This window comes from Chlorogloeopsis sp. ULAP01, from assembly GCF_030381805.1.
Lineage (GTDB): Bacteria > Cyanobacteriota > Cyanobacteriia > Cyanobacteriales > Nostocaceae > Chlorogloeopsis.
In genome coordinates, this window is the sequence record NZ_JAUDRH010000023.1 from 14475 (window position 1) to 36212 (window position 21738).

Consider the following 21738-nt stretch of genomic DNA (forward strand, 5'->3'; position numbering starts at 1 on the left):
GAACTAGTTAAGATCGTTATTAGTCATGAGTAAGAGCTTCAGCTATTTTACATTCCTTAACGCGTATCGCTTTGATTCCACCTACTTACTTAATTACGGATTGTCACTCAATGCTTTTAAATCACAATCAACCATTAACTCTACTAACTGTTGAAAGGAATACTGGGGTTTCCAACCTAATTGTGCTTTAGCTTTGTAAATACAACCAACTAACTGTACAGGCTCATCTGGGCGATAAAAAGCGGGATCGACAGAAACATAATCCTGCCAATCTAATCCCAAACAATTAAAAGCACACTCTACTAACTCCCGCACTGAGTGAGTTTCGCCACTACCAATAATATAGTCATCTGGTTTTTCTTGCTGGAGCATCATCCACATCGCGCACACTGCATCTTTGGCATAGCACCAGTCACGTCGAGCATCTAAGTTACCCAGCTTCAATTCATTGGCTAAACCTAGTTTAATCATCGCCGCAGTACGGGTGATTTTGCGAAATACAAACTCTGTTCCACGCCGTGGAGATTCGTGAGTGTAAGTAATACCGCAACAACCAAATAGTTTATATTGTTGGCGATAATTTACTGTCATCCAGTGGGCGTATGCTTTGGCAACACCGTAGGGATTACGCGGGCGAAAAGCAGTGCGTTCGGTTTGAGGAGATTCATCGGGTTGACCGAATACTTCGCTACTGGAAGCTTGGTAAAATCTAGCATCTGGCTTACAGCGTCGGATTGATTCTAAAAGACGGGAAACACCAAGGGCGGTATATTCAGCAGTTAGAGCGGGTTGTGTCCAAGATAAAGGAACGTAGCTTTGAGAAGCAAGGTTATAAATTTCATCCGGTTGACAATCGCTCACAACATCCATGAGCGAAGATTGATCCAATAAATCGCCAGATACAATTTGGATTTGGTTGAAAAGGTGATTGATCCGCTCTAGATTGCTGGTGCTAGAACGGCGAACTAAACCGTATACTTGGTAGCCTTTTTCTAAAAGAAGTTCGGCGAGATAGGAACCGTCTTGCCCAGTTAATCCGGTAATTAGAGCCTTTTTGGTCATACTTGCTAGAAATCGACTTTATAGTAATTTATACAGCATTGTCGTTTTTACTATTAAAGCAAGCTGCACCCACTTTTGCTATTGTCAAAACCAAAATATACTGTTCGGATGGATCAAAAATTCTTAAGTTTCCTACTTCCCTGCTGCTTTGAAGTTCTGGCTCCATCAATCATTTTCGTTGGTGTATGTATGCCATGGCAGAGAGTGCGATCGCCATCTTGTGAATAAAATTTGTGTAGGCGCAGCCCGCCACAAGCATCGCTGTTGTGTATTGCGTTATGCTGTTGCGATCGCTTCTTAAAGGCAAAGGGCAGAAGGGAAAGATTCGCTGTCATTTCTTGATTATGAACTCTGCTCATGAATGATCCTCTAGTTTTTGTGGGAGCATCCCAAATGTTTGAGTTTATTTTTAAACGCAGAGTCACGCAGAGGATCGCAGAGCGTTAAGCAGAGTTACTTTATTTTGTGTTTTGAAAAAATTAGGATACTGCCCTTCTTGTTATTAGGTTGAACCTAGTAACGAGGGTTAGAAGTCACTGATTTGATGTGAGAGAAGATCACGAGTGAGGTTCTCCTAGCAAGACAGTTGAACAATTGAGTTCTTTAATTACCTCGGTTGTTACTTCACTGACAGCTAATCCACCAGCAGTACGATAACGAGTAGAACGCATCACAACCAAATCAAATGCCTCAGCTTCGCGGATAATAACTCTGGCAATATCATCATTAAGAATGGTTTTGACACTAGTATTTACCTGCAACTTGCTTTGGGCAGCAATCTCAGCAAGCTGTGACTCAAATTTACTCACTTGAGCTTGAGGTGTTCGGCGATCGCACACGTGTAATAAAACTACTTGCGCCCGATTTACATCGGCCAAAATTTGGGCAAATTTAACAGCACCTACGGTTTGTGGTGTTAAATCTCCCACTGGTACAAGAATACGCTGAATTTTTGTTGGACTACTCAAAAGCTGTGTAACTGCTACCGGACAGTGAGAAGACCAAAACACGCTATCAATGACATTACCAAATAAGCGAGCACGTAAGCCAGTATTACGCGACCAACCCATGACTACTAAATTGGCGTTTTCTTCTCGGCTGGTGCGGCTAATTCCTAAAGCTACATCGTCATCAATTCGAGTGACTGGCGAAGCTTCCACCCCAAATTCTTGACTGATTTCTAAAGCTCCTGCCAATCTTTGCCGACACTGAGTTAGTGCTGCATTTAATCGCGGATCGTCCATATGAACTCGACCGACTGCGATTGAGAGTGGTACGATTCTTCCAGATTCGTGACGTGCTAGCAGCGCTGCCATTTCGATTAGATAGCGCTGGGTTTTGGGATTATAAATTGGAACTACAACAGTGAATGGGCTGGGTGTGGGTGTTTGCTCTTCCACTTCTTCACCCATACTACTTTGCCACCAAGTTGAGAGTTTATCTGTTGCTAAGTTTGCTTGGGGGACTGTGAGCGAAGTTGCAAATCGTGATGTAATTATAGGGCCAACAATTGCAGTCACCAGCATCAATACAATTACACTGTTTAAAACACCTTCATTAATCAACCGCTCTCCAGCAGAGTTTAAGCTTTTATATGCAACCAAAGTTGCTGCCAGTGTAGCTGCTACCTGTGGTAATGATAGAGACCACATTGTTAGCAATTCTGCGTTATTATAGCGGTACAACAGTTTGGCCAGGAATGCTGCGATAAATTTACTGCCAATTAACCCCGCTACAATTACCAAAGTCAGCCAAACTGAACTAAGAGTTTTAAGAAAAGCTGGAATATCAATTAATAGTCCCATGTCTACAAAGAAACAAGGGATAAATAAAACACTGCCAACAAACTCAACCTTTTCCCGAACTGGGCTACGTCCCAAAACGTCGTTGACAGCTAAACCTGCTAAAAACGCACCAACAATTTTTTCAACTCCAATTACCTGCGCTCCTACCGAAGCTATAAATAATGCCAACAAGATAAATAAAAATTGGTTACCTTGCTCATCCCCTGAGCGGCGGAAAAACTCTTTTCCTAGCCAGTCAAAGCCAAATAAAACTACAACAGAGTAAATTGCTAATCCAGCTAAAAGCGTAACTAAACTTAAAGCTGTAAATTTTCCAGCATGAATTCCTACACAAATTGCCAAAACGAGCAAAGCACCCGTATCGGTAAAAATTGTCGCACCAATTGTGACTGTTACTGCTTCGTTTGTAACTACACCTAAGCGACTAACAATTGGATAAGCTAAAAGAGTATGAGAGGCAAGTAAAGAACCAATCAAAACCGAAGCATTCCAACCAAAATTAAATAAGCGCCCGATAATTATACCCGTAATTAGCGGTACTAAAAAAGTTAATGTTCCAAATCCAATCGAGCGATTTCTGGTTTTACGAAATTGTTCTAAATCAATTTCTAAACCTGCTACGAACATTAAGTAAACTTTACCAATCTCTGACAGGAGTTTAATAGTCTCGGATTCCGAGTTGAGAAGATTTAAACCATTTTGACCTAGTACTACACCAGCTACTAATAAACCTACCAAGCCAGGTAAACGAAATCGCTCAAAAATTGGTGGTACTGTAAAAATGACGAGTATAAGAATAGTAAAGGCAATTATGGGACTTTGTGCCAACAAGTTTTTACCCTCTTAGTAAAGAAATGGGTAGAAAAATTATATCCTACAAGAGTCTAACAATTAGGCAATCTGAATTACACTAACTCTATTCACTAAATTAATTAGGATAATGGCTTCAACTTAACTGCTTTATTTTAATCTTTAGCTTTTAGTACATTATTTAGTTTCTTTACTTGCCAGGTTAATTAGTTTTTAATATTAATCTTGTTCGCTAAAAACTTAATATGAATAACATTTAAGTAAGTTAGTGGAAATAAACCAAACTATATTACAAAACGTAAATAGGCTTGAAAGTTTATACTAACCACTGTAATGTACGGGTGGGTTCAAAAAATAAATTATCAATTTGAGAAGGGAGATTATCCATAAAATCCGCCCCTAACAATAACAAATGATAACATTCACAGTTATCTTTAAAATTGCACCAAGTTACTTAATATATTGATTATTACTTCTCATAATTTATTTTTATATTTTCTAATTATATTATAAAATTTAATAAAATTCGTATCTATCTCAAGTTTTAATATAAAAACTAACTTGAGACAGATTTATTTTTTTTATAAATAAATAGATACTGTCGAATGACAGAAGAACGTAATGAAGCAATAGTATTGTGCAAAATTACGTTCTGTGATCGTTCCTTTATATATTGCTTGGTTTATCACTTCACTATGGTAGCAAATCCTCCATCTCAAACTTCAGAAGCTCAATATAAAGTAGAAAATCCAACAGCAGAAGTAGAAGCAATTATTCAATCACCAAAACCAGATTCAGATATTGATTTAGAATTTCTTTACACCAGAGATATTGAGTTTCGCCAAGAAACAATCTATTTTCTTGTAGTAGATCGCTTTTTTGATGGCGATCCAAATAACAGTGAAGGCCCCAATCCTGAACTTTACGATCCAAATGCCCAAGATTGGGGCAAGTACTGGGGTGGAGACTTGCAAGGAGTAATTGACAAACTAGATTATCTCAAAAATATGGGAGTGACTGCAATTTGGCTAACCCCCTTATTTGAGCAAGTTGAGCAATTATTTATTCAAAGTGCTGCTATTCATGGTTACTGGACAAAAGATTTTAAACGCTTAAATCCTCGCTTTATTGCTGCTGATGACGATCCTTCTCTCAATAACACTCAAGAAACCAGAAACACTGTTTTTGATCGCCTAATTGAGGAATTGCACAAGCGCAAAATGAAGCTAGTGCTAGATATTGTCTGCAACCACAGCAGCCCAGACACAGGCGGTTGTAAGGGTGAATTGTACGATGATGGAGTCAAAATTGCTGACTTCAATGATGATAAAGACTATTGGTATCATCACTACGGCGAAGTTAGCAATTGGGAAGATGAGTGGCAAGTTCAAAACTGTGAACTTTCAGGATTAGCCACTTTTAACGAAAACAATGTTCAGTACCGCAACTATATTAAATCTGCAATTAAGCAGTGGTTGGATCGGGGTGTGGATGCACTGCGGGTGGATACAGTCAAGCATATGCCTATTTGGTTTTGGCAAGAGTTTACAGGCGAGATGTACAACCACAAGCCAGATGTCTTCATTTTTGGGGAATGGATTTACAGCAACCCCGGAGACGATCGCGCGGTTGAATTCACCAACAATTCTGGGATGACAATTCTTGACTTTGGGTTGTGCATGGCAATTCGGCAAGCTTTAGCAGCCTATGATGATAAAGGATTTTATTTAGTTCAGAATGTATTGGATGAAGACTATCGCTACAACGGTGCGACAGAACTAATCACCTTTATCGATAACCACGATATGCACCGCTTTTTAACTGTCAACCCCGACCATGATATTTTACGCTTGGCAGTGATTTTGTTGATGACGACTCGTGGAATTCCCTGCCTGTTTTATGGTACGGAACAATATCTGCATAATGATACCAATGGCGATCGCAATATTTACGGCAATAACGATCCCTACAATCGTCCGATGATGGAAAGTTGGGATAGCGATACTCCTATCTATCGAGATATACGCAAGCTTTCGGGATTGCGCCGTCTCAACCCAGCCATCTCAATGGGCAGTCAGTGGCAAAAATATATTACCCCAGATGTTTATTGCTACGTGCGCCGCTATCGTGAGTCCCGTTGTTTTGTGGCTTTAAACAGAGGTGATGCCGTGACTCTAGACGTAGTAGATACAGAATTGCCAGATCGAGAACATACTTGCTTGTTGACAGGGCGCAAATTTGAAGTCCAAGATGGGAAAATTTATAACCTAGAACTTGCTCCCAAAGAAGCGATCGCAATTAGCCATGTTGGGGAACGCGTCAAAGGACAAACAATTGTCAGAGTACAATTAAATGGCGTCTGCACCCAACCTGGAGAAACAATTGTTGTGATTGGAGATTGTCCCGAACTCGGTAATTGGGATATTGGCAAAGCACATCCCCTAGAATACATCAACTCTAACACCTGGTTTGGCGAAATTCCCTTCAACGAAAGTGCTGGTAAGTTGATCAATTATAAATACGCTATGTTACGAGAAGGGCGTTCTCCCCTGCGGGAAAACCTTGTTTCTCGTCGTTGGGTAATTGCTAGCGAAGGTACTGTTAAATGGCGTGACACTTGGGCATCTGGAAGAGAATCTTAGTACCGAGAACTATTAATCCACCCATTGTTTAGATCCCTGACTTTTTGAAAAAGTCGGGGATCTATAACCTCGCCTTCAGCAAAATATATATTGACATTCATACTCATAACGAGTACGCTTTAAAGAGAATTCTAATCAAGGAGCTAAACTTAATGTTGTCAAACCGCGAAGGAGAAAAAGTACCCAACGTTACCTTCCGCGTGCGTCAGAACGATCAGTGGGTGAATGTAACAACTGACGAGTTATTTAAAGGCAAAACCGTAATAGTTTTTGCTTTGCCAGGAGCCTTTACTCCTACCTGCTCTTCAACTCATGTTCCTGGCTATAACCAGTTGGCAAAGACTTTTAGGGAAAATGGTGTAGATGATATCGTCTGCATTTCTGTGAACGATTCCTTTGTGATGAATGAATGGGCAAAGAATCAAGAAGCAGATAGCATCTGTTTTATTCCAGATGGCAATTGTGAATTTACTGAACAAATGGGAATGCTTGTGGATAAGTCAGACTTAGGTTTTGGCAAAAGATCCTGGCGTTATTCCATGTTAGTCAAAGATGGCACAATTGAAAAAATGTTCATTGAGCCAGAAGAACCGGGAGATCCATTTAAAGTATCTGATGCAGAAACAATGCTCAAATACATCAATCCCAGTGCAGTCAAACCAAATTTAATTTCTCTGTTTACAAAGCCTGGTTGCCCTTACTGCGCTCGCGCTAAACAGATGCTGAAGGAACACAGTTTTGATTATGAAGAAATTGTTTTAGGTAAAGATGCAACAACTCGTTCTTTGCAAGCCATAACAGGTGCATCGACGGTTCCACAAGTTTTTATTGACGGCAAACTTATTGGTGGATCTGAGGCTTTAGCAGATTACTTGAATGGTAAGTAGAAGGCAGAAGGAATAAAGATTTTCATGTCTTCATTGTGTGATTTATACATGAGTGTCTGACTTCTTAAAGCCATATTCTTAATAACCGTAGGGTGGAAATAAGTATGATGTCCGCCAAATCACCCATGATAAACAGTTTGTAGTAAGGACTTTAGTCCTGGCTTAAGAACTAAAGTCCTCACTAGGAGCAAACATTTTTATTCAGTTTGATTAACCGGACATGATATAAATCCCGAAGTGAGGCAGTTTGCCCTTGTACCTGAAGCGCATTTCGCTCAAGAAACTTCGGAGCATCATCCACAATATCAGAATAAGGGTTTGATTGAACCCTAAACATTTTCCACCCTACAAAAATCGTAATTAATATTCAGAATTCCCTATTGGAGTTTCTTGAAAAAATTTCACGCGAATCGATTTAGTTTGTTCGCTATCAGCAGCAGTGGCATTCATCACATATTCGATTAAGCTATCTGTGAAAGGTATACGCAAGTGGAAAGTACCATCTGGTTTCAGTTTAATCGGATGACCACCAACATTTACGCTTGAGCCAGGTTCCGTTGCCCCGTGGATAATCAGTTCTGCATCTGCTATGAACCAGAAATCCTTCTCTGGGCGGCTGAAAACACGAATAATAGCTGAACGGGCAAGTAACAACCAGCGACTATCATCAGTCACGTAGCCAAGTTCTGCCATGTAGTTGCGATCGCTAGCTGGAATCGCCACATAGCGATCATTAATTGTCTCCTCACATTCATATTGCTGAACCAGAACAGGAGTTTGATAACTCAAATCAATGTCAGTAACATCATATAGTCGCAATGCAAATTGAGAACCACCGCCCTGCCGCAGCATTTCTTTAGCGGTATCGGCAACCTGCCAAGACACATAAGCCCACTTAGGAGTACGAGGCACAAGAATAATGCTATTCTCAACATTTAAATATTGGGATTGAGCATTTTCATTGCTGCTGGAACTTTGCAAATGGGTATTTAGATTCTCATTATCATGGATGCCGTAAATAGTAGCCCACGGTCCAATTGTTGGATCTGTTTCTGAGTTATTATCTGGTTGAGATATGTCTTCTAAAACATTGGAACTAGGGCTAGATACTTGCTGAAGAATTGTATCTTCTGCTGCTTGGGCTTGCATACTCAATTCATCATCGCCCAGATCGGGTAGTTCTGGAGCAGAAGTATTCATTGTTGAAACATCAGGTTGTTCTTCAGTTACAGGTGTAGTATTTGGAGTTTCTTCCCAAACATCGGGTAAAGGACGGTATGCACTACTGTCAACGGTGACTGAAGGCTCTAAATCCTGCAACGAGACTCCAGAATTGTTTGACTGTTCGGCTACAAAAGCTGTGTCTGGTGTTTCTGGAATTTCAGCCACTGTGGGAGGTGTAGCATCTACCTCTTGTGACTGTTGTGATGTTATCTGTGCATCTGATGAAATCTGCGGAACTTCAGGCGGTTCTGCATAAGTAGTTATCACTTGTGTTGATAAGATTTTCTCTTCAGATATATCTTCCCAAACATCTGGAAGTGGGGGATATTCATCTTTTACTACTTCAACATCATTATTAACTGAAGTTCTCTGCGATTCGGTTTGTGTTCCTTTGTTAGATAGCTGCTCTCTAGAAGTATTTTCTGTTGCTATCGTTGGCGGAATCTCCTGGGAAGGAGCATATAGCGGCTCTGGTAGTGCTGTGTACGAATTTCTGACAACTGTCACCGGTGCTTCTAAATCAAATCCGGTAGTCTCAGTAAATGAGGGTGTGGCTGGAGGTGTTGATTTAATTGTAGTTTCATCGACCTCAGTAAATGTGCGATCGCGCTCTACTATTTGTGAATCTTTGCTCGATAATAGGGTTGCTCCTGCTACGGCATTTCCATGATTGTGTGTAAGGTTTTCTACTTGATTCTGGTGAGATGAAATTTTAGATACTTTTTGTAGCAGGCTAGAATCACCAATCTGAGTATTACCATTGCTAGCAGAACCAACACCTGCCATTTGGGGCGATCGCGTTTCTTCGAGGGCGGGAGTCGGCTCAGATGTTGCAACAGCCTCTTTTGTCTGATTCTTGGGTTTTCTTCGTAACAACCACAGCAATAATCCGCCTAAGCCTAAAAATGGTAACACTAACCACCAAAGTGCTGTTTGGTTTTGCTCTATTTGATTGCTATCAACAAGAGTATTAGCATCAGTTACAGTGGTTGGAGTTTCAGTGATTGTTGTTGGTGAAGCAATTGCAGCTGGAGTCTGTTCTGTAGTGGGTGAGCTAGTGACGTTATTTGGTGTGGTAGTCGCAGTAAAGGGAACTGTTGCTGCCGTTGTCGGTGCTGGAGATTCTGCTTGAGCTAGGCTGGCTCTGATCGCCTCGGCTTCAGCAGTCATCGCAGCCTGCACAGCTTGCTTTCCAGGTGAGTTGGTAGCAAAACCCAGAAAACTACTCACGTTTGGGCTAGAATTTTTCTTGTAAACGTATACAAAAGGTTGTGAAAAAGGATACCTAGCATCTTGTGGCAAAGTGTTATGTATCCTGAGAATGCGCACACCTTTAAGTTTGGATACCTGATTTGCTAAAACATAGCCAATACCGTCTTTGCCCAATTGTCTGACAACTTCGGCGGTGTTGTCCTCAGTTAGCTGAATCGCATTTGCACCTGTAGCAAATTTAGCTCTCCTGAAAGCTGGATAACTACGAAAAGCTTCTCTGGATTCATTTGTGGCTGGGCGATCTATAAATCGAATTTTACCTGGACGCCCCCCTAATTGTGACCAATTTGTAATTTGTCCTCGAAAAATCCTGGCAAATTGTCGATTCGTCAAGCTGCCTTTAAAGGGATTGTCTGCACCGACTACGATCGCAATTTTTTCTCGCCGTAATCTCACTTGCTCTAAACCTTGAGCTTTCTCTTGTGGTGTCAAACCACGACCAATGGCTGCTATATCAATTGTCCCTTCTTGTAAAGCTTTCAGTGCTGCCTCAGTACCATTAGCTGTTACCTCTACTCTAGTGCCAGCAAACTGTTGCTCAAATTTTTCTTTCATGGTTTGGTTAATTGTAACCATGCTGCTCGAACCATCTATCCGCACTACTGTATCACTTGGTACTGCTGATGGCAGTGGAAAAGACGGTACATCAGCCGCAGATTGAGCTAATGATGGTTCTAGGAGCGTCAAATTCGCTGTCATTGGAGTTGTAGCTAACGCCAGCAATAACGCTAAATTAATTATGGAACTATCTTTTTTGTCTTTTTGCCACATATGCTTTTTAATTGAAGATAAAGGAAACAAAAAATTAGCCTGTCCTAATAGCTGTTTTTCTAGAGGAGAACGCGCCAATTATACAACCGTGTTATTTTTTTTGTTACCACAATCATCGTATATTTTTATACTTAGCATCAAGAATACCTTGCTTTGCGATCGCATCAACACCATCTCTATATTTTTTTGAAGAAATTTTAATTAATCTTTTTTAAAGAAAAATGGTGATTTTGACTTTTTTCGATTTTGGCAATATTTAGACATATTGCTTCTACAAGCAGATTAATGTCATAGAAAGATATTTTCGTTTTTATGTCAGAAAATATCCACAGTTACTTACTAAGAGAATATTTTAAAAGTCCTCTTTTCAGTAGCAAAAAGTCTTAGATCCCCCAAATCCCCCTTATGAAGGGAGACTTTGATTCCGGTTCCCCCTTTTTAAGGGTGGCTGGGGGGATCAATAAGTGCTGAAGCTCACAGTCAACTACTTTTCAAACAACCTCTAAGGTAAATCTACTTGCTAAGTAATTTACTGCTTGAAATGTCATTAATCGCAACTTTTTGATTACTCATTAAAATCTCATAAGATTAACATTAAATAAATAATTGAGATGCTCTAAAACATAAAATTACACAAAAATTTATTTATTGTAAGAAATATTGATTCAGTAATAAATTAAAGCCTGAGGCTACAAGGACAAAGCCTGCTTTTGGTAGGCTCAAAACTTGGTTTTTCGTAATCCGCGAGTGTCGGCTAGTTTGAAAACGGACTCCAAGGACTGGGTATTAGGCAAGAAGCACTAAGAGTAAAGGGGTAACAGCTGATTGACGATTTCTCCGTGTCCCCGCGTCCCATATCAAGGAATTAAAGGCATAGTTGACAACTCACCCAAGCCGATCGCTGTTAACAAATTTGTCCACTCTGTCTGAAGGTAGTGATTTTGAGGATTTTTTTGACGCAGTTCTGCTAGTTTTGTGAGAGCGTCATGCCAGAAACCATTGTTAGCGTAAATAGCGACTTGCTGTATGGGCTTTGCTTTTTGCAGTTGTTTAGCCAAAGTTTGGTTGAGTCCTGTACGTATAATTACTCCTTCAACATAAATAGGGGCTGATTGTTTTTGAGGATCGCAGTAAATATTCAAGAACCAGCGATATCGTTTGCCTACTTGCAATGCAGAAACGTTAGTAGGTAAAGGAACATCTATCACACCTGCTTGTTTTGGTAAAGCGATCGCACTTGTATAGAGCGGATCTTTTGACTCATCATCTAGCATCGTAAACTCAGCTGGATAGGCAGAGTTAGTCGTGTATGGTAGGTAGAACCATAACTTTGGATATTCTTGTGTAGTTAATCCCCAGACATTGACTATCGATGGTGGTTGCTTTGTCAAAGGTACTAGGGCAGCTAAAGGCAGTTTGACAGTAGGACACTGTCCCCTTGTCGCTCCGCCAAATCTGCGCCCCCCAGGAGCAGGGCCTATTCCTGGTGGCAGTTCGGGCAATACAACACGTACTCTTCCTTTAATAGGAGCAGAAGCAGGTAGTGGTGATGAATTTAAGTTTGGTTGAGGAGATGGTGTTGAAATTGGCCCAGGCTTCTGTGCTTTAACCCAAGTAAAATTACTTAAAAAGCTAGTGCTACTGAGGGCAACTGCTAAAACCAGTTTGACCGATGGTAAACTAATCCTCATAAGCCCTCCCTCATTTTAATAATTGTCAAATATGTAAGTAATATTGCCTGTTAACTATTAAAAATGAATCAACCGATTAATTTTGACTTTTTAATTGAGAATGCTGAATTGATGTGACGCTCACTGTTGCCAGAAGTGCCAATACTGAAGGTACAAATGGTACCCAATATCCCCCAATCAAGAAACTTAAGCAGATAATATAAATAACTCCAGAGGAAACAATTACAATCACAACCAAGCGTGGTAGTAAATGTCGTATTTGCCAAGTCAGCAATCCTGCTGCTAAACCCCAAAACCAAATCCACAACACCTCAGCCATGGGGTGCCATGTCCTTAGTAAAGGACGTCTATCAATTACAGCGCTAAGAATCTGGCTAATCATATGGGCTTGTAGCAATACTCCTGGTAGTTGTTTATCTAACTCACTTCCATAGGATGTAGCCCAATAATCTGGAAAATCACCTTTGGCAGCAACACCAATGAGTACAATTCGGTTTTTGATAGCGTTAGGATTAACTGAATTTGATAAAAGTTGCGTCAGCGTTACTTGTTCGGCAACTTGCTTAGAAGAACGATAATTTAACAATATTTGACCGCCATTGGTGTCGATTTTTTGATAACCACCCCTTCGCGATCGCAAGCGTTGCAAAATCATGCGATCAAGTTGTAAATCTCCTTGGGGTGTGAACTGCGGTTGAATACCTAGAGAATGTAAATAGTGGAGCGCTAGTTGCGTACTAAAGGCATAGTTTGTAGGACACGGTGATGTTGCTTCTTGTCTCATAAATAGTAGATGCCGACGCACCACTCCATCATCATCATTGACAAAGTCGCTAAAACCCAAACGAGGTTCGGGAATCTCTGGAGGTGGCTCAATGCCAGTGGTATTGCCTCTGGCATAACTACCTTTACAAACCCCGATTAAATTGTCGGTTGTTTGCAGGCGTTTGATTAAATCTGGAGATTCAGCAGAGAAATCACGGTAGATATCTAAACCGATCGCTTGAGGTTGATACTGTTGAAGTTTCTCCAATAAAAGATTGAGATATTTGTCAGAAACAGATGTACCTTTGAGAGATTCGCCTTGACGGCGTTGGGCTGCAATGTCAGCATCATCAATTGTTACTAACAAAAGACGCGGATCTGGCCCTTCATCAAGCACAACAGAGCGCGATCGCATCATTCCATCAAAAGCTTGTAACTCCCAACGTTGTAAAAACCCAAAAAATCTTACTCCCACCACTACTGTAGTTATAACTGCACTAGTAAGTAAAACTTGAGTACAATTACGTACAAAAGACGAGACAGCAATTGGTTTGACTGCTTGTTTCGCAGCAATTGTGCCGGTAATATCTTGCCAGGTAGATGGTACTTCCGCAAGGTTCTGGCAAATTACTGGTAACCAAGTAGCGCAGGGAAATTTATCTTCTAGTCCTTGGAGTTGTTCTCTTGCTTCCCGCACTGCTAAATAAAAACGCTCACCAGCAGCAAATCCTTCGAGAAAATACTTTAAAAACTCTTGCGCTACTAAATCAGGCACAGGTTCGCGCATAACAATTATTTGAGGGATATGTAAGTCGGCTAGCTGTTCTGCCAATCCCAAACCATCACAAGAGTTGAAAATTGCTAGTTGTAAGCCCCGTTCTACGGCTTTTCTTAAAGCGTATTTTAATTCACTAATACTTAGGCTATCAGTTTGATTGAGAAATATGCGCCCAACACCATTAGTCCCCTGACTAGAACTGTGTCCAGCAAAGAAAAGAATATCCCAGTTTTTTTGCCACAGAAAGTCATTCAATTCTTTACGTTGTGGTTCCACCAAAAAGCTGACTTCTGCTGCTGGTAAAGCCTCCAACAAAGCTTTGTCTCTTTGAGTATTAATTCCCTGACTATTGCCGATAATCGCTAGTATATTTACTTTGTGATTAAATGTTTTTTTAGAAGCAATTCGTTCGTATCTTAGAGGTGCGATCGCAATTTCTGCCTTACGGTAACGTTCCATCACATCCCAAAGATGCCAAGGTAATCGCTGGAGATCCCGATTATCTGTTTGCAATATGACTCGCACTTCGTCTGTTGGCAACAATTGTTCTAGCCATTTTTCCCGTACGGGACGAAATTCTGGAGCAAGTAGCCAACTATTGAGATGCGATCGCAAAGTATAAGCAGTTTGATCGCAGTCTTGAACTATTGATACATTTGTCACCTGTACCTTGTCTGCCGATAAGCGATAGCGGTTACCCATCTTCAGGTAACTAGACTGCCACTCTCTATACTTTTGTAATAATTCTGTTGCTGGAGGTAATTTACCTGCAATTTCCGATGAAGGTAGCTCACCTTCTGTACCAATTTGCAGTGTGACAGCAAATCCTTCTTCAAAACTACCGTCTGAGAATTTCAGAACTACTAACTTACCCATAAATTAAATAAAGTATGAAGTCTGAAAATAAACCTTCATCTCAACTAAATTACAAAGCGTTCCGTAACTTGGGCATCATTCAATGCTACTTGAACGCTAAACTGCTCTGTGGGTTCTCCTCGAAACTGTAATTGAATGTAGTTGTCTGCACTTCTTGCTTGAGCCTCTAAAAACACTGCTCCTGAGTGATCTAAAACTGTAAGTTTCACATCCTGTGGAAGGTAATTTTGACTACCTGTGGGATGTAATTGTAAGCGAACACTGACTTGTTGATCTACATAAGGGCTAATTTCCACTATCAAAATGACGAATTGGCTAGCAATTTGGATTCCCAAATCAATCAGTTTTCCTCGTCGGATAAATTGTTCTGGCTGAGTAGAGGGAATTTTTTCCATCAAATTTTTACTTCTAAACACAAAATCTGGTGCAAATTCTGGTTGATTCCACAAGGATTCTAGTGTTTGCCATCCTGTTTCAAAGATTCCTGCAAACCACTGACTCAGGCTCACTGATTCTGGAACTGTTGATTTTAGTGTGGGTGATAGATGTTCAATCAAAGCTTCTAGAGGTTGCAGTTGACTCAGAGGCAGTTCTTGAGAAGTAACATTACGGACAAAACCTAGCACCTTTGCTTCCAATTGAGACTCATCTACCTGCACAACTAAATAACCGATCCGCTCTTCCCAAGTTTCTGGGGGAATGTAACAAAATTGCTCATTTAGACGTATGGGACGACACTCTAAACTTCCAATTCCTGGTATTTCTATATCAGCCACATCAGCACACATACGTATCACAGGGTTCCAAGTATTGCTAGACTTCAAATCAGTAGGAATATTCATCATTTGCAAATAGTCATTGACTACCAGCACACACAGTGTATTCAAACGGACTCTTTCAGCACTTTTAGAAGTTGGTTGCTGATTGGCAAAATGCTGGGCAATTGTGCGAGCTGCTTGGGTAATAGGCAAAGTTAAACCCTTATTGTCTAGCTCAAATTTAGTCATAAGTTCTTTTCAAGAGAATGGATGCTGCTGTATATTTATCTTTCCTAATCACGCAAATTACGCAAGAAAATAGTTAGTCCAGGCGGCTATATGTAAATATTTATCTCTAAAAAATAAGGCAGCTATGCCAAAGACAGAGAATAGAAGGAAATTAGAAATATTACCCAAATTCTAGAAGAATTGGGCGATAAGAACTAAGCCTGCCTGCGCGGACTGAACAAAGAGTTTCTTCATAGCAGATTCACTGGCGGCGAATGCCTCCGATATGCCATGCGATCGCCACCCGCTATGAATGGAAAAACCAGTCATATGATGTCCGCCAAATCACCCATAATAAACAGTTTGTAGTGAGGACTTCAGTCCCGGCTTGAGGACTAAAGTCCTCACTACGAGCAAATATTTTTATTCAGTTTGATTAACCGGACATGATATCAAATCCTATTTCCTTCTGCCCCTTTTGAAGTTTGGAGCGGAGGCTTACTCCAACCTAACTTCTCTGTACCTTTTACTTACAACCAATTTCCAATTAAAACATAAGCAGACCAAAAACCAGGTGCATTGTAGTTAGGATGTTGAAGCAATTGAAGTTGAGCACGGCGAAGAGCTTCCACTTTGGTGATACCGACATTTTTTAGTTGTCGATAGAAAGCGCCGATAAACTGGGCTGTCGAATCGTCATCAATCTGCCATAGAGAAGCTACTGTACTGCGTGCGCCTGCCCTTACAGCCGCTCCAGCAAGTCCTAATGCCGCACGCTTATCTCCTGCTGCTGTCTGACAAGCACTCAACACTAATAGTTGTACTGGTGTTGATGTGGTTTCGTCTCGGCGACGAAAAATATTGTCGAATTCCGTAACGTTTATTGGGCCATCGGCAGCTAAAATAAAAGTCTGCTCGGCACGGGAACTAAACTGACCGTGGGTTGCTAAATGTACCACGTTAAAAGAAGTAGCATTAACTTTGTTCTCTAATGCTTGACTGGTAAACTGCCGATCTAAAAGGTCAGTAGTTGATATCCCAGTTTCATTAATCATTTCGATTTCAGTTTTGATCGCAGGTAAGGGTGAAAAGTTAGAATACCCTGGTGGTGGCTGAGTTAATCCTGCTGTAAGAGCTTTTAACTGCTGTGGTTGTAATGGTTTGGGATCGAGAAGTTGCAAGCCGACGCTTAAGGCAACTGCATATTTTTCTACTAAGTATTGTCTACCATCGTAAAGGACAGACATTGGTAGATTGCGTAACACTCCATCAGGAATAAAAACCAGAGTGTTGACTCCACTTGCCGACAATTTCGATTCAATCGGTTTAATCAGCCAGTTATAAACTTGCTGTGACTGTAATCTCACTGCTTTGATTGCCGCAGGATTGATCAGATTTTGCCGCAGTTGTACTACTGTTTTTTCGACTTCTGCTTGAGAAATTTTAATCTGATGATGTTGTAAAGGTTGTTTGGGAATTTTGACAATTACCTGAATCTCTTCAGGAAGAATGATAGGGTATAAAATAGCAGCTGTGGGATTTTCTTTGTCTACAATTTGGTCTAATAATACTCGCTGACCTTGCAAACAAGCTTGCCGAAAAAAGTTATCTAATTCTGCTAACTGTAGTGCTTCTATGATTTGGCGTGCTTTCTCTAAAGTTTTTTCGTCTGGTTGTTTTTGTTGTTCTTGCAGCAGTAATTGCACTGATTGCCGATAGACTGGTTCGACACTGTCTCGAAAGTTAAATCGCAAATCTTGGTTAACTGCAACTAGATCGCTGCGCAGAGATTGCAGAGTTTCTACAGCTACATCATAGGCTGCGATCGCTCCCTGCAAATCTCCTTGTGCTTTTAAAAGTCTTCCCAACTGCCATTGCCACCGATAGGCAATTTCTGATGCATTGCTAGCTTGTGCTAAAAGTAATGCCTGTTGTGTCAGGTTTTGTGCTGCTTGCCACTGCCCAGTCTGTTCGTATAAACTACCCAAACTTCCAAGAGCATAAGCTTCTGCTCGCTTGTCATCTAAACTGCGGGCTTGTTGCACAGCTTGAGCTAGGAGTTGGGCGGGTGACGACGCGGAGGAAGAAGAGGCGGGGAGTGGGGGAGAAACAGATGGGGAAGATAGGGAAGATGAGGAAGATGGGGAAGAATTTACTCTTATCACTTCCTCACCCCCTTCACCTCCTTGTCGACGGACACTTTCCTCAACGGAGGGAACCTCCGCACGGAAGTGTCCTCCCCTTGTTCCCTTGTCCTCTTGATTCCCTAACTTAGCGAGACTTTCTGCAAAATTAATTCGAGCAAAAATACTGGCACGGCTGAGGGGAAGTTGCTCTAGTTCGGATTGTATCTTTGGTAATAAATTTAAGGCTGTTTCTGATTGTCCCTCCTCAATCAAGAGGCTAAGGTAATTTAGTTGTGCTTGAACTTTGACTTTGAGTGAGGTAGCTTCCTTAACTGTTTGTTGATAATAGTTGATCGCTTGTTGTATTTGGTCTTGAGCGCGGGCATTATTGCCTAAACTAAAAAGACTGGCAGCAATATGATCGGGAGATTTTAGGCGCTTGGCAATTTCTAAACTTTGTAACAGGTGAATTCGAGATTTTGACAAGTTGCCAACTAACTGAAAAACATCACCAAGCGATCGCAATGTGATTAATTTTTCTAAAGAATCTGGCTGCGATTGCAATGTTTGGTTTAACGCTGACAATGTTGTTTCTGCACGACGATAAAATCCGCTTGACAACAATGCTTGAGCTTGATTGATTTGTGATCGGACTACGCCGTTTCGATCCGAAAGCTTAGTGTAAATATCTGCTGACTGCTGCCAAGTTTTCAAGGCTTCTTCTGGCTGTCCGATTGTTAATTGCAAACGCCCTTTAATATCCAGTGTTTGAGGCAATATTTGCGGATTTGGAAGATTTTTCTGCTCTGCTGTGCTGCTAGTATACTTTTGTGTCCTATTTTCTACTTTTTGATAGCCAAGAATATTTAAACTTTGTGCGATCGCAGATTCTGCCTCTTTCCAAGCACCGAGTTGCTGATAAGCAAGAGAAAGATTGCTCAAAGTTGCCGCAAGTTTGTTGGTATCTCCTTGCCGTTGATAAGCTTCGGCTGCTTGTTGCAGTACTTTTACTGCTTCTGTAAATCGCCCGGCATCGTATAGTGCTTTTCCTTGTTGTAAGGCAGAATTAGAAAGTTTTGTAGAGATGGCAACAAAAGAAGGGTTACTCTGAGCTAGTTTTGCTAAAGCTGGTGAGGTGTATATGCACAATAGAATCGTCATCAACACCAGAATCAAAAAGCGCACAGTAGAGGGAAATATTTGCCATTGCCTCTTTATCTCCTCCCTCCTCAAGCAGGATTGGCAGTGATGAAAAAGTAGAAACCGTTTTCCTGCCATAAGCTTTTTATATGTTATAAGTTATAGATTACAGGTTAGAGGTTGCAGATAGATTGAATTTACTCTATCTACTAGCCTCTAGCCCCTAGTCAATTAAACCTGCTTCTCTAGCCCGAATTTGAGTAACGACGCGGACATTTTTTCCTTGATTTTTTAATTCTTGACAATCAATACCCAACAAATTTTGGAGCCGATCCCAATAGTGGCGTACCATGCGTTCCGATACACTAATTTCTTGGGCGATCGCTTTATCTTGCAGCCCTTCTTGAAAAGCTAGGGTTAGCAGTTTCACCAACTCCGGTTTGAGTTCTGATTGGAAATAAATTGCTTGAATATCTTTGAGATGAGTTAATCCCTGTAATGCCCAACTAACTCTAGTGAGCATTTCTCGGCTAGAAAGACATTTATCAGCAATTGTAAAGCCTCCTTTATGGGAATCTATCTCAGTTTTTAATTGCACTAATTTTCTAATATATTCACTTTGAATCACAATATTCAGCTTGGAATAGTTATTTAGCAAATGCCTGAGTAGTTGAATACCTGTAGTAGTCCGTGCCGTTGTACCTGGTTTTTCTGGAAGGCAAATATCCATGACAACTAAATCAGGCTGAAATATAGAAATTTGATTTAAAGCATTCTCAGCAGTTTTATAAGTAAAAATTTTTGCCTCTGGATACTGGTTTTGTAGCAATTTGAGTGTTCCACTCAGACAAATTTCATGACCATCAATTAAAAAAATTTTAAGTTTTGGTTGAAGTAAATCTTTGTTCATGCTTGGTTCTCACATCTCAATACTTATGGGAATTCGCTTGATTTTCCCTCTGTGTGCTACATCTTCACAAAAAGTATAAAGGCGGTATTTGATTAGTTGAGGGAAAAAGTACAAAGCCACCTTATAGCTAAGAGGCACAAACCGAGTCAATCATTAAATAAAATTGGATTCCAAATAAATTTTTAGGATGAATATTAAAGAATATCAATGGGTATCAATAAACACTTTAATTCTCCTTACACCTTAAATTAACCCAGTTGAAGCAAATTAGTTATTCCAATGGAATATTCTGTTTGAGAGCAAACTATTACGTAAAACTTTACAAAACTTTACATCTTTGCTTAGGCTCGTGAAAAGCTTCGTGTGTCATCGGAGATTCACAAATTGAAAAGCTATCGAAAACTAGCCTTTGTAGTCTTGCCGTTAATCATTAAATATCTATGCTTTTGTACCATAATTGTACAAAAATTATGTATTTTATTTAGTTTTTAACTTTTTGTTAGCTTTGATTTAACTGCGATCGCCTAGATGGGGCGAAAATTGAACAACAGGTATCATTAGCTTCGCCAAGTTGGTACCATTGCAGAAATTTTAGATATCTAAAACAAAATTAGAGAGCGCACTTTTCGACGCACTTACTTGTTATTATACCTCAAATTACTACGTATTTAAGTATTAACTTGTGAATCTGCTATTGAATTTTCACTTTAACTACACAGCTTTGTCTTTTAAATCATAAAACAACTAAGATTTAAATTAATATTTGTTGATATTTTTAAATCTCAAGTTTTTTATTGATAAATCACGCAATTGTAATAGCGTTAATTAGCTTATTTTCAAATTCCAAACATATCTTTTTCAAATAACTAAAAATAATTGCCAAATATCATCTATCCACAGATGTATATTTTAAATTTTGTTAGATAGACAAAATCTGAATACCCACAATAATAAGATTAAATCAATTAGACAGAATCAGACAATCGTAGGAGTAATTTTTGATGATTAGTTTACCTAGATGGTTGTTAGTCAGTACATCTTTGTCAGCTTTATGTTTGACAGTGTTTGCATCTGCGCCGTTAAGAACTCATGCTCAAAATTCAACACAGACTGTTTTTCCTGATGTTGAACCTAGTTATTGGGCGCAACCATTTATTCGTGGTTTGGCTTTAAGAAATGTTATTACCGGATATCCAGATGGTACATATCGACCAGAACAAACTATAGAGCGTGACGAATTTGCCGCAATCATTCGCCAAGCCTTTGATCAAGAGCCAATACGGCAAATAGAAAGTGGATCTGTCTACAAAGATGTTCCTACAAATTATTGGGCAGCTAATGCAATTGAGCAAGCTTATCAACAAGGATTTATGGCAGGCTACCCTGGTGGTTATTTTCGCCCGCGTCAAGAAGTTACCAAAGTTGAAGCCATTGTAGCTTTAACAAGAGGTTTAGATTTAACTCCTGCTACATCAACAGCACCAGCAACTACTGCACCAGCCACAATCCCACCGACAGCTACTGCACCCAGGAGACAACAAAGGGCAAAAAGGCCATTTTTATTCTTCCCATTAGCAATTACCTCCTTAATGCAGCCTTTAATGGTTCCACCAGCCCAGGCAGAAACACCACCGACAACAACAGCATCAACAACAACTCCTCAGCGCCCGGCATCAGTTCTCATTAGTGAAACTTACAAAGATGCCAATCAGATTCCTCAATATGCAGTTGGCTCGGTAGCAACAGCAACCCAAAAAAATATAGTAGTCAACTATCCTAATTCCAATGTGCTAAATCCTAATCAGCCTGCCACTCGTGCTGAGGTTGCTGCTCTGATTTATCAAACCTTAGTTGCTCAAGGGAAAGTAGAACCTATTGCGATTAATACGCCAACTTATCAGTACATTGTTCGTACTGATAATACCAACCAGAATGGTCAATAGTATTTTATGTCTTCTGATTTGTGATTGCTAATTCATATATTGATGTAATC

12 protein-coding genes are annotated in these 21738 nt (G+C 40.2%); 3 read left to right on the top strand and 9 right to left on the bottom strand.

The window, feature by feature from the left end; genetic code table 11:
• Positions 1 to 93: 93 nt before the first annotated feature.
• From QUB80_RS33050 to QUB80_RS33060, 3 genes are all read right to left on the bottom strand, one after another.
• On the bottom strand, positions 94 to 1062 hold the full coding sequence (locus QUB80_RS33050; protein WP_289793696.1) for a GDP-mannose 4,6-dehydratase: 969 nt from the start codon (positions 1060 to 1062) through the stop codon (positions 94 to 96).
• A 113-nt stretch (positions 1063 to 1175) separates the two neighbouring features.
• Positions 1176 to 1421, bottom strand: a complete 246-nt coding sequence (locus tag QUB80_RS33055) for a hypothetical protein (protein WP_289793697.1) — start codon at positions 1419 to 1421, stop codon at positions 1176 to 1178.
• A gap of 198 nt (positions 1422 to 1619) precedes the next feature.
• Positions 1620 to 3698 (bottom strand): cation:proton antiporter domain-containing protein, encoded by a 2079-nt coding sequence (locus tag QUB80_RS33060; protein WP_289793698.1) that lies wholly within the window; start codon positions 3696 to 3698, stop codon positions 1620 to 1622.
• A gap of 674 nt (positions 3699 to 4372) precedes the next feature.
• Between QUB80_RS33060 and QUB80_RS33065 the strand changes: the two genes are divergently transcribed.
• Positions 4373 to 6319 (top strand): alpha-amylase family glycosyl hydrolase, encoded by a 1947-nt coding sequence (locus QUB80_RS33065; protein WP_289793699.1) that lies wholly within the window; start codon positions 4373 to 4375, stop codon positions 6317 to 6319.
• Positions 6320 to 6471: 152 nt separating this feature from the next.
• On the top strand, positions 6472 to 7206 hold the full coding sequence (locus QUB80_RS33070) for a glutathione peroxidase (protein WP_289793700.1): 735 nt from the start codon (positions 6472 to 6474) through the stop codon (positions 7204 to 7206).
• A gap of 360 nt (positions 7207 to 7566) precedes the next feature.
• Here the strand turns inward: QUB80_RS33070 and QUB80_RS33075 are convergent, their stop codons facing one another.
• The 6 genes from QUB80_RS33075 to QUB80_RS33100 form a co-directional block, all read right to left on the bottom strand.
• Positions 7567 to 10473 (bottom strand): substrate-binding domain-containing protein, encoded by a 2907-nt coding sequence (locus tag QUB80_RS33075; protein ID WP_502875344.1) that lies wholly within the window; start codon positions 10471 to 10473, stop codon positions 7567 to 7569.
• An 857-nt stretch (positions 10474 to 11330) separates the two neighbouring features.
• On the bottom strand, positions 11331 to 12164 hold the full coding sequence (locus tag QUB80_RS33080; protein WP_289793702.1) for a DUF928 domain-containing protein: 834 nt from the start codon (positions 12162 to 12164) through the stop codon (positions 11331 to 11333).
• A gap of 76 nt (positions 12165 to 12240) precedes the next feature.
• Positions 12241 to 14583 carry a CHASE2 domain-containing protein gene (locus tag QUB80_RS33085; RefSeq protein WP_289793703.1) on the bottom strand — a complete coding sequence of 781 codons (2343 nt, stop codon included), beginning with the start codon at positions 14581 to 14583 and terminating at the stop codon, positions 12241 to 12243.
• A gap of 44 nt (positions 14584 to 14627) precedes the next feature.
• Positions 14628 to 15590 (bottom strand): DUF1822 family protein, encoded by a 963-nt coding sequence (locus QUB80_RS33090; RefSeq protein WP_289793704.1) that lies wholly within the window; start codon positions 15588 to 15590, stop codon positions 14628 to 14630.
• 509 nt (positions 15591 to 16099) lie between these two features.
• Complete coding sequence (locus tag QUB80_RS33095; RefSeq protein WP_289793705.1) at positions 16100 to 18856, bottom strand: CHAT domain-containing protein; 2757 nt, start codon at positions 18854 to 18856, stop codon at positions 16100 to 16102.
• 202 nt (positions 18857 to 19058) lie between these two features.
• The gene (locus QUB80_RS33100) at positions 19059 to 19745 is read right to left on the bottom strand and encodes a helix-turn-helix domain-containing protein (protein ID WP_289793706.1); all 687 of its coding nucleotides are present in this window, start codon (positions 19743 to 19745) and stop codon (positions 19059 to 19061) included.
• 1001 nt (positions 19746 to 20746) lie between these two features.
• Here QUB80_RS33100 and QUB80_RS33105 point away from each other — a divergent pair.
• Complete coding sequence (locus QUB80_RS33105) at positions 20747 to 21688, top strand: S-layer homology domain-containing protein (protein ID WP_289793707.1); 942 nt, start codon at positions 20747 to 20749, stop codon at positions 21686 to 21688.
• Positions 21689 to 21738 lie beyond the last annotated feature (50 nt).

Excerpts from the sequence above, each read along its gene's own strand:
- QUB80_RS33095 (WP_289793705.1), bottom strand. The coding sequence starts at position 18,856 with ATGACGATTCTATTGTGCATATACACCTCACCAGCTTTAGCAAAACTA.
- QUB80_RS33075 (WP_502875344.1), bottom strand. The coding sequence starts at position 10,473 with ATGTGGCAAAAAGACAAAAAAGATAGTTCCATAATTAATTTAGCGTTA.
- QUB80_RS33080 (WP_289793702.1), bottom strand. The coding sequence starts at position 12,164 with ATGAGGATTAGTTTACCATCGGTCAAACTGGTTTTAGCAGTTGCCCTC.
- QUB80_RS33055 (WP_289793697.1), bottom strand. The coding sequence starts at position 1,421 with ATGAGCAGAGTTCATAATCAAGAAATGACAGCGAATCTTTCCCTTCTG.
- QUB80_RS33050 (WP_289793696.1), bottom strand. The coding sequence starts at position 1,062 with ATGACCAAAAAGGCTCTAATTACCGGATTAACTGGGCAAGACGGTTCC.
- QUB80_RS33065 (WP_289793699.1), top strand. The coding sequence starts at position 4,373 with ATGGTAGCAAATCCTCCATCTCAAACTTCAGAAGCTCAATATAAAGTA.
- QUB80_RS33100 (WP_289793706.1), bottom strand. The coding sequence starts at position 19,745 with ATGAACAAAGATTTACTTCAACCAAAACTTAAAATTTTTTTAATTGAT.
- QUB80_RS33085 (WP_289793703.1), bottom strand. The coding sequence starts at position 14,583 with ATGGGTAAGTTAGTAGTTCTGAAATTCTCAGACGGTAGTTTTGAAGAA.
- QUB80_RS33105 (WP_289793707.1), top strand. The coding sequence starts at position 20,747 with ATGATTAGTTTACCTAGATGGTTGTTAGTCAGTACATCTTTGTCAGCT.
- QUB80_RS33090 (WP_289793704.1), bottom strand. The coding sequence starts at position 15,590 with ATGACTAAATTTGAGCTAGACAATAAGGGTTTAACTTTGCCTATTACC.
- QUB80_RS33070 (WP_289793700.1), top strand. The coding sequence starts at position 6,472 with ATGTTGTCAAACCGCGAAGGAGAAAAAGTACCCAACGTTACCTTCCGC.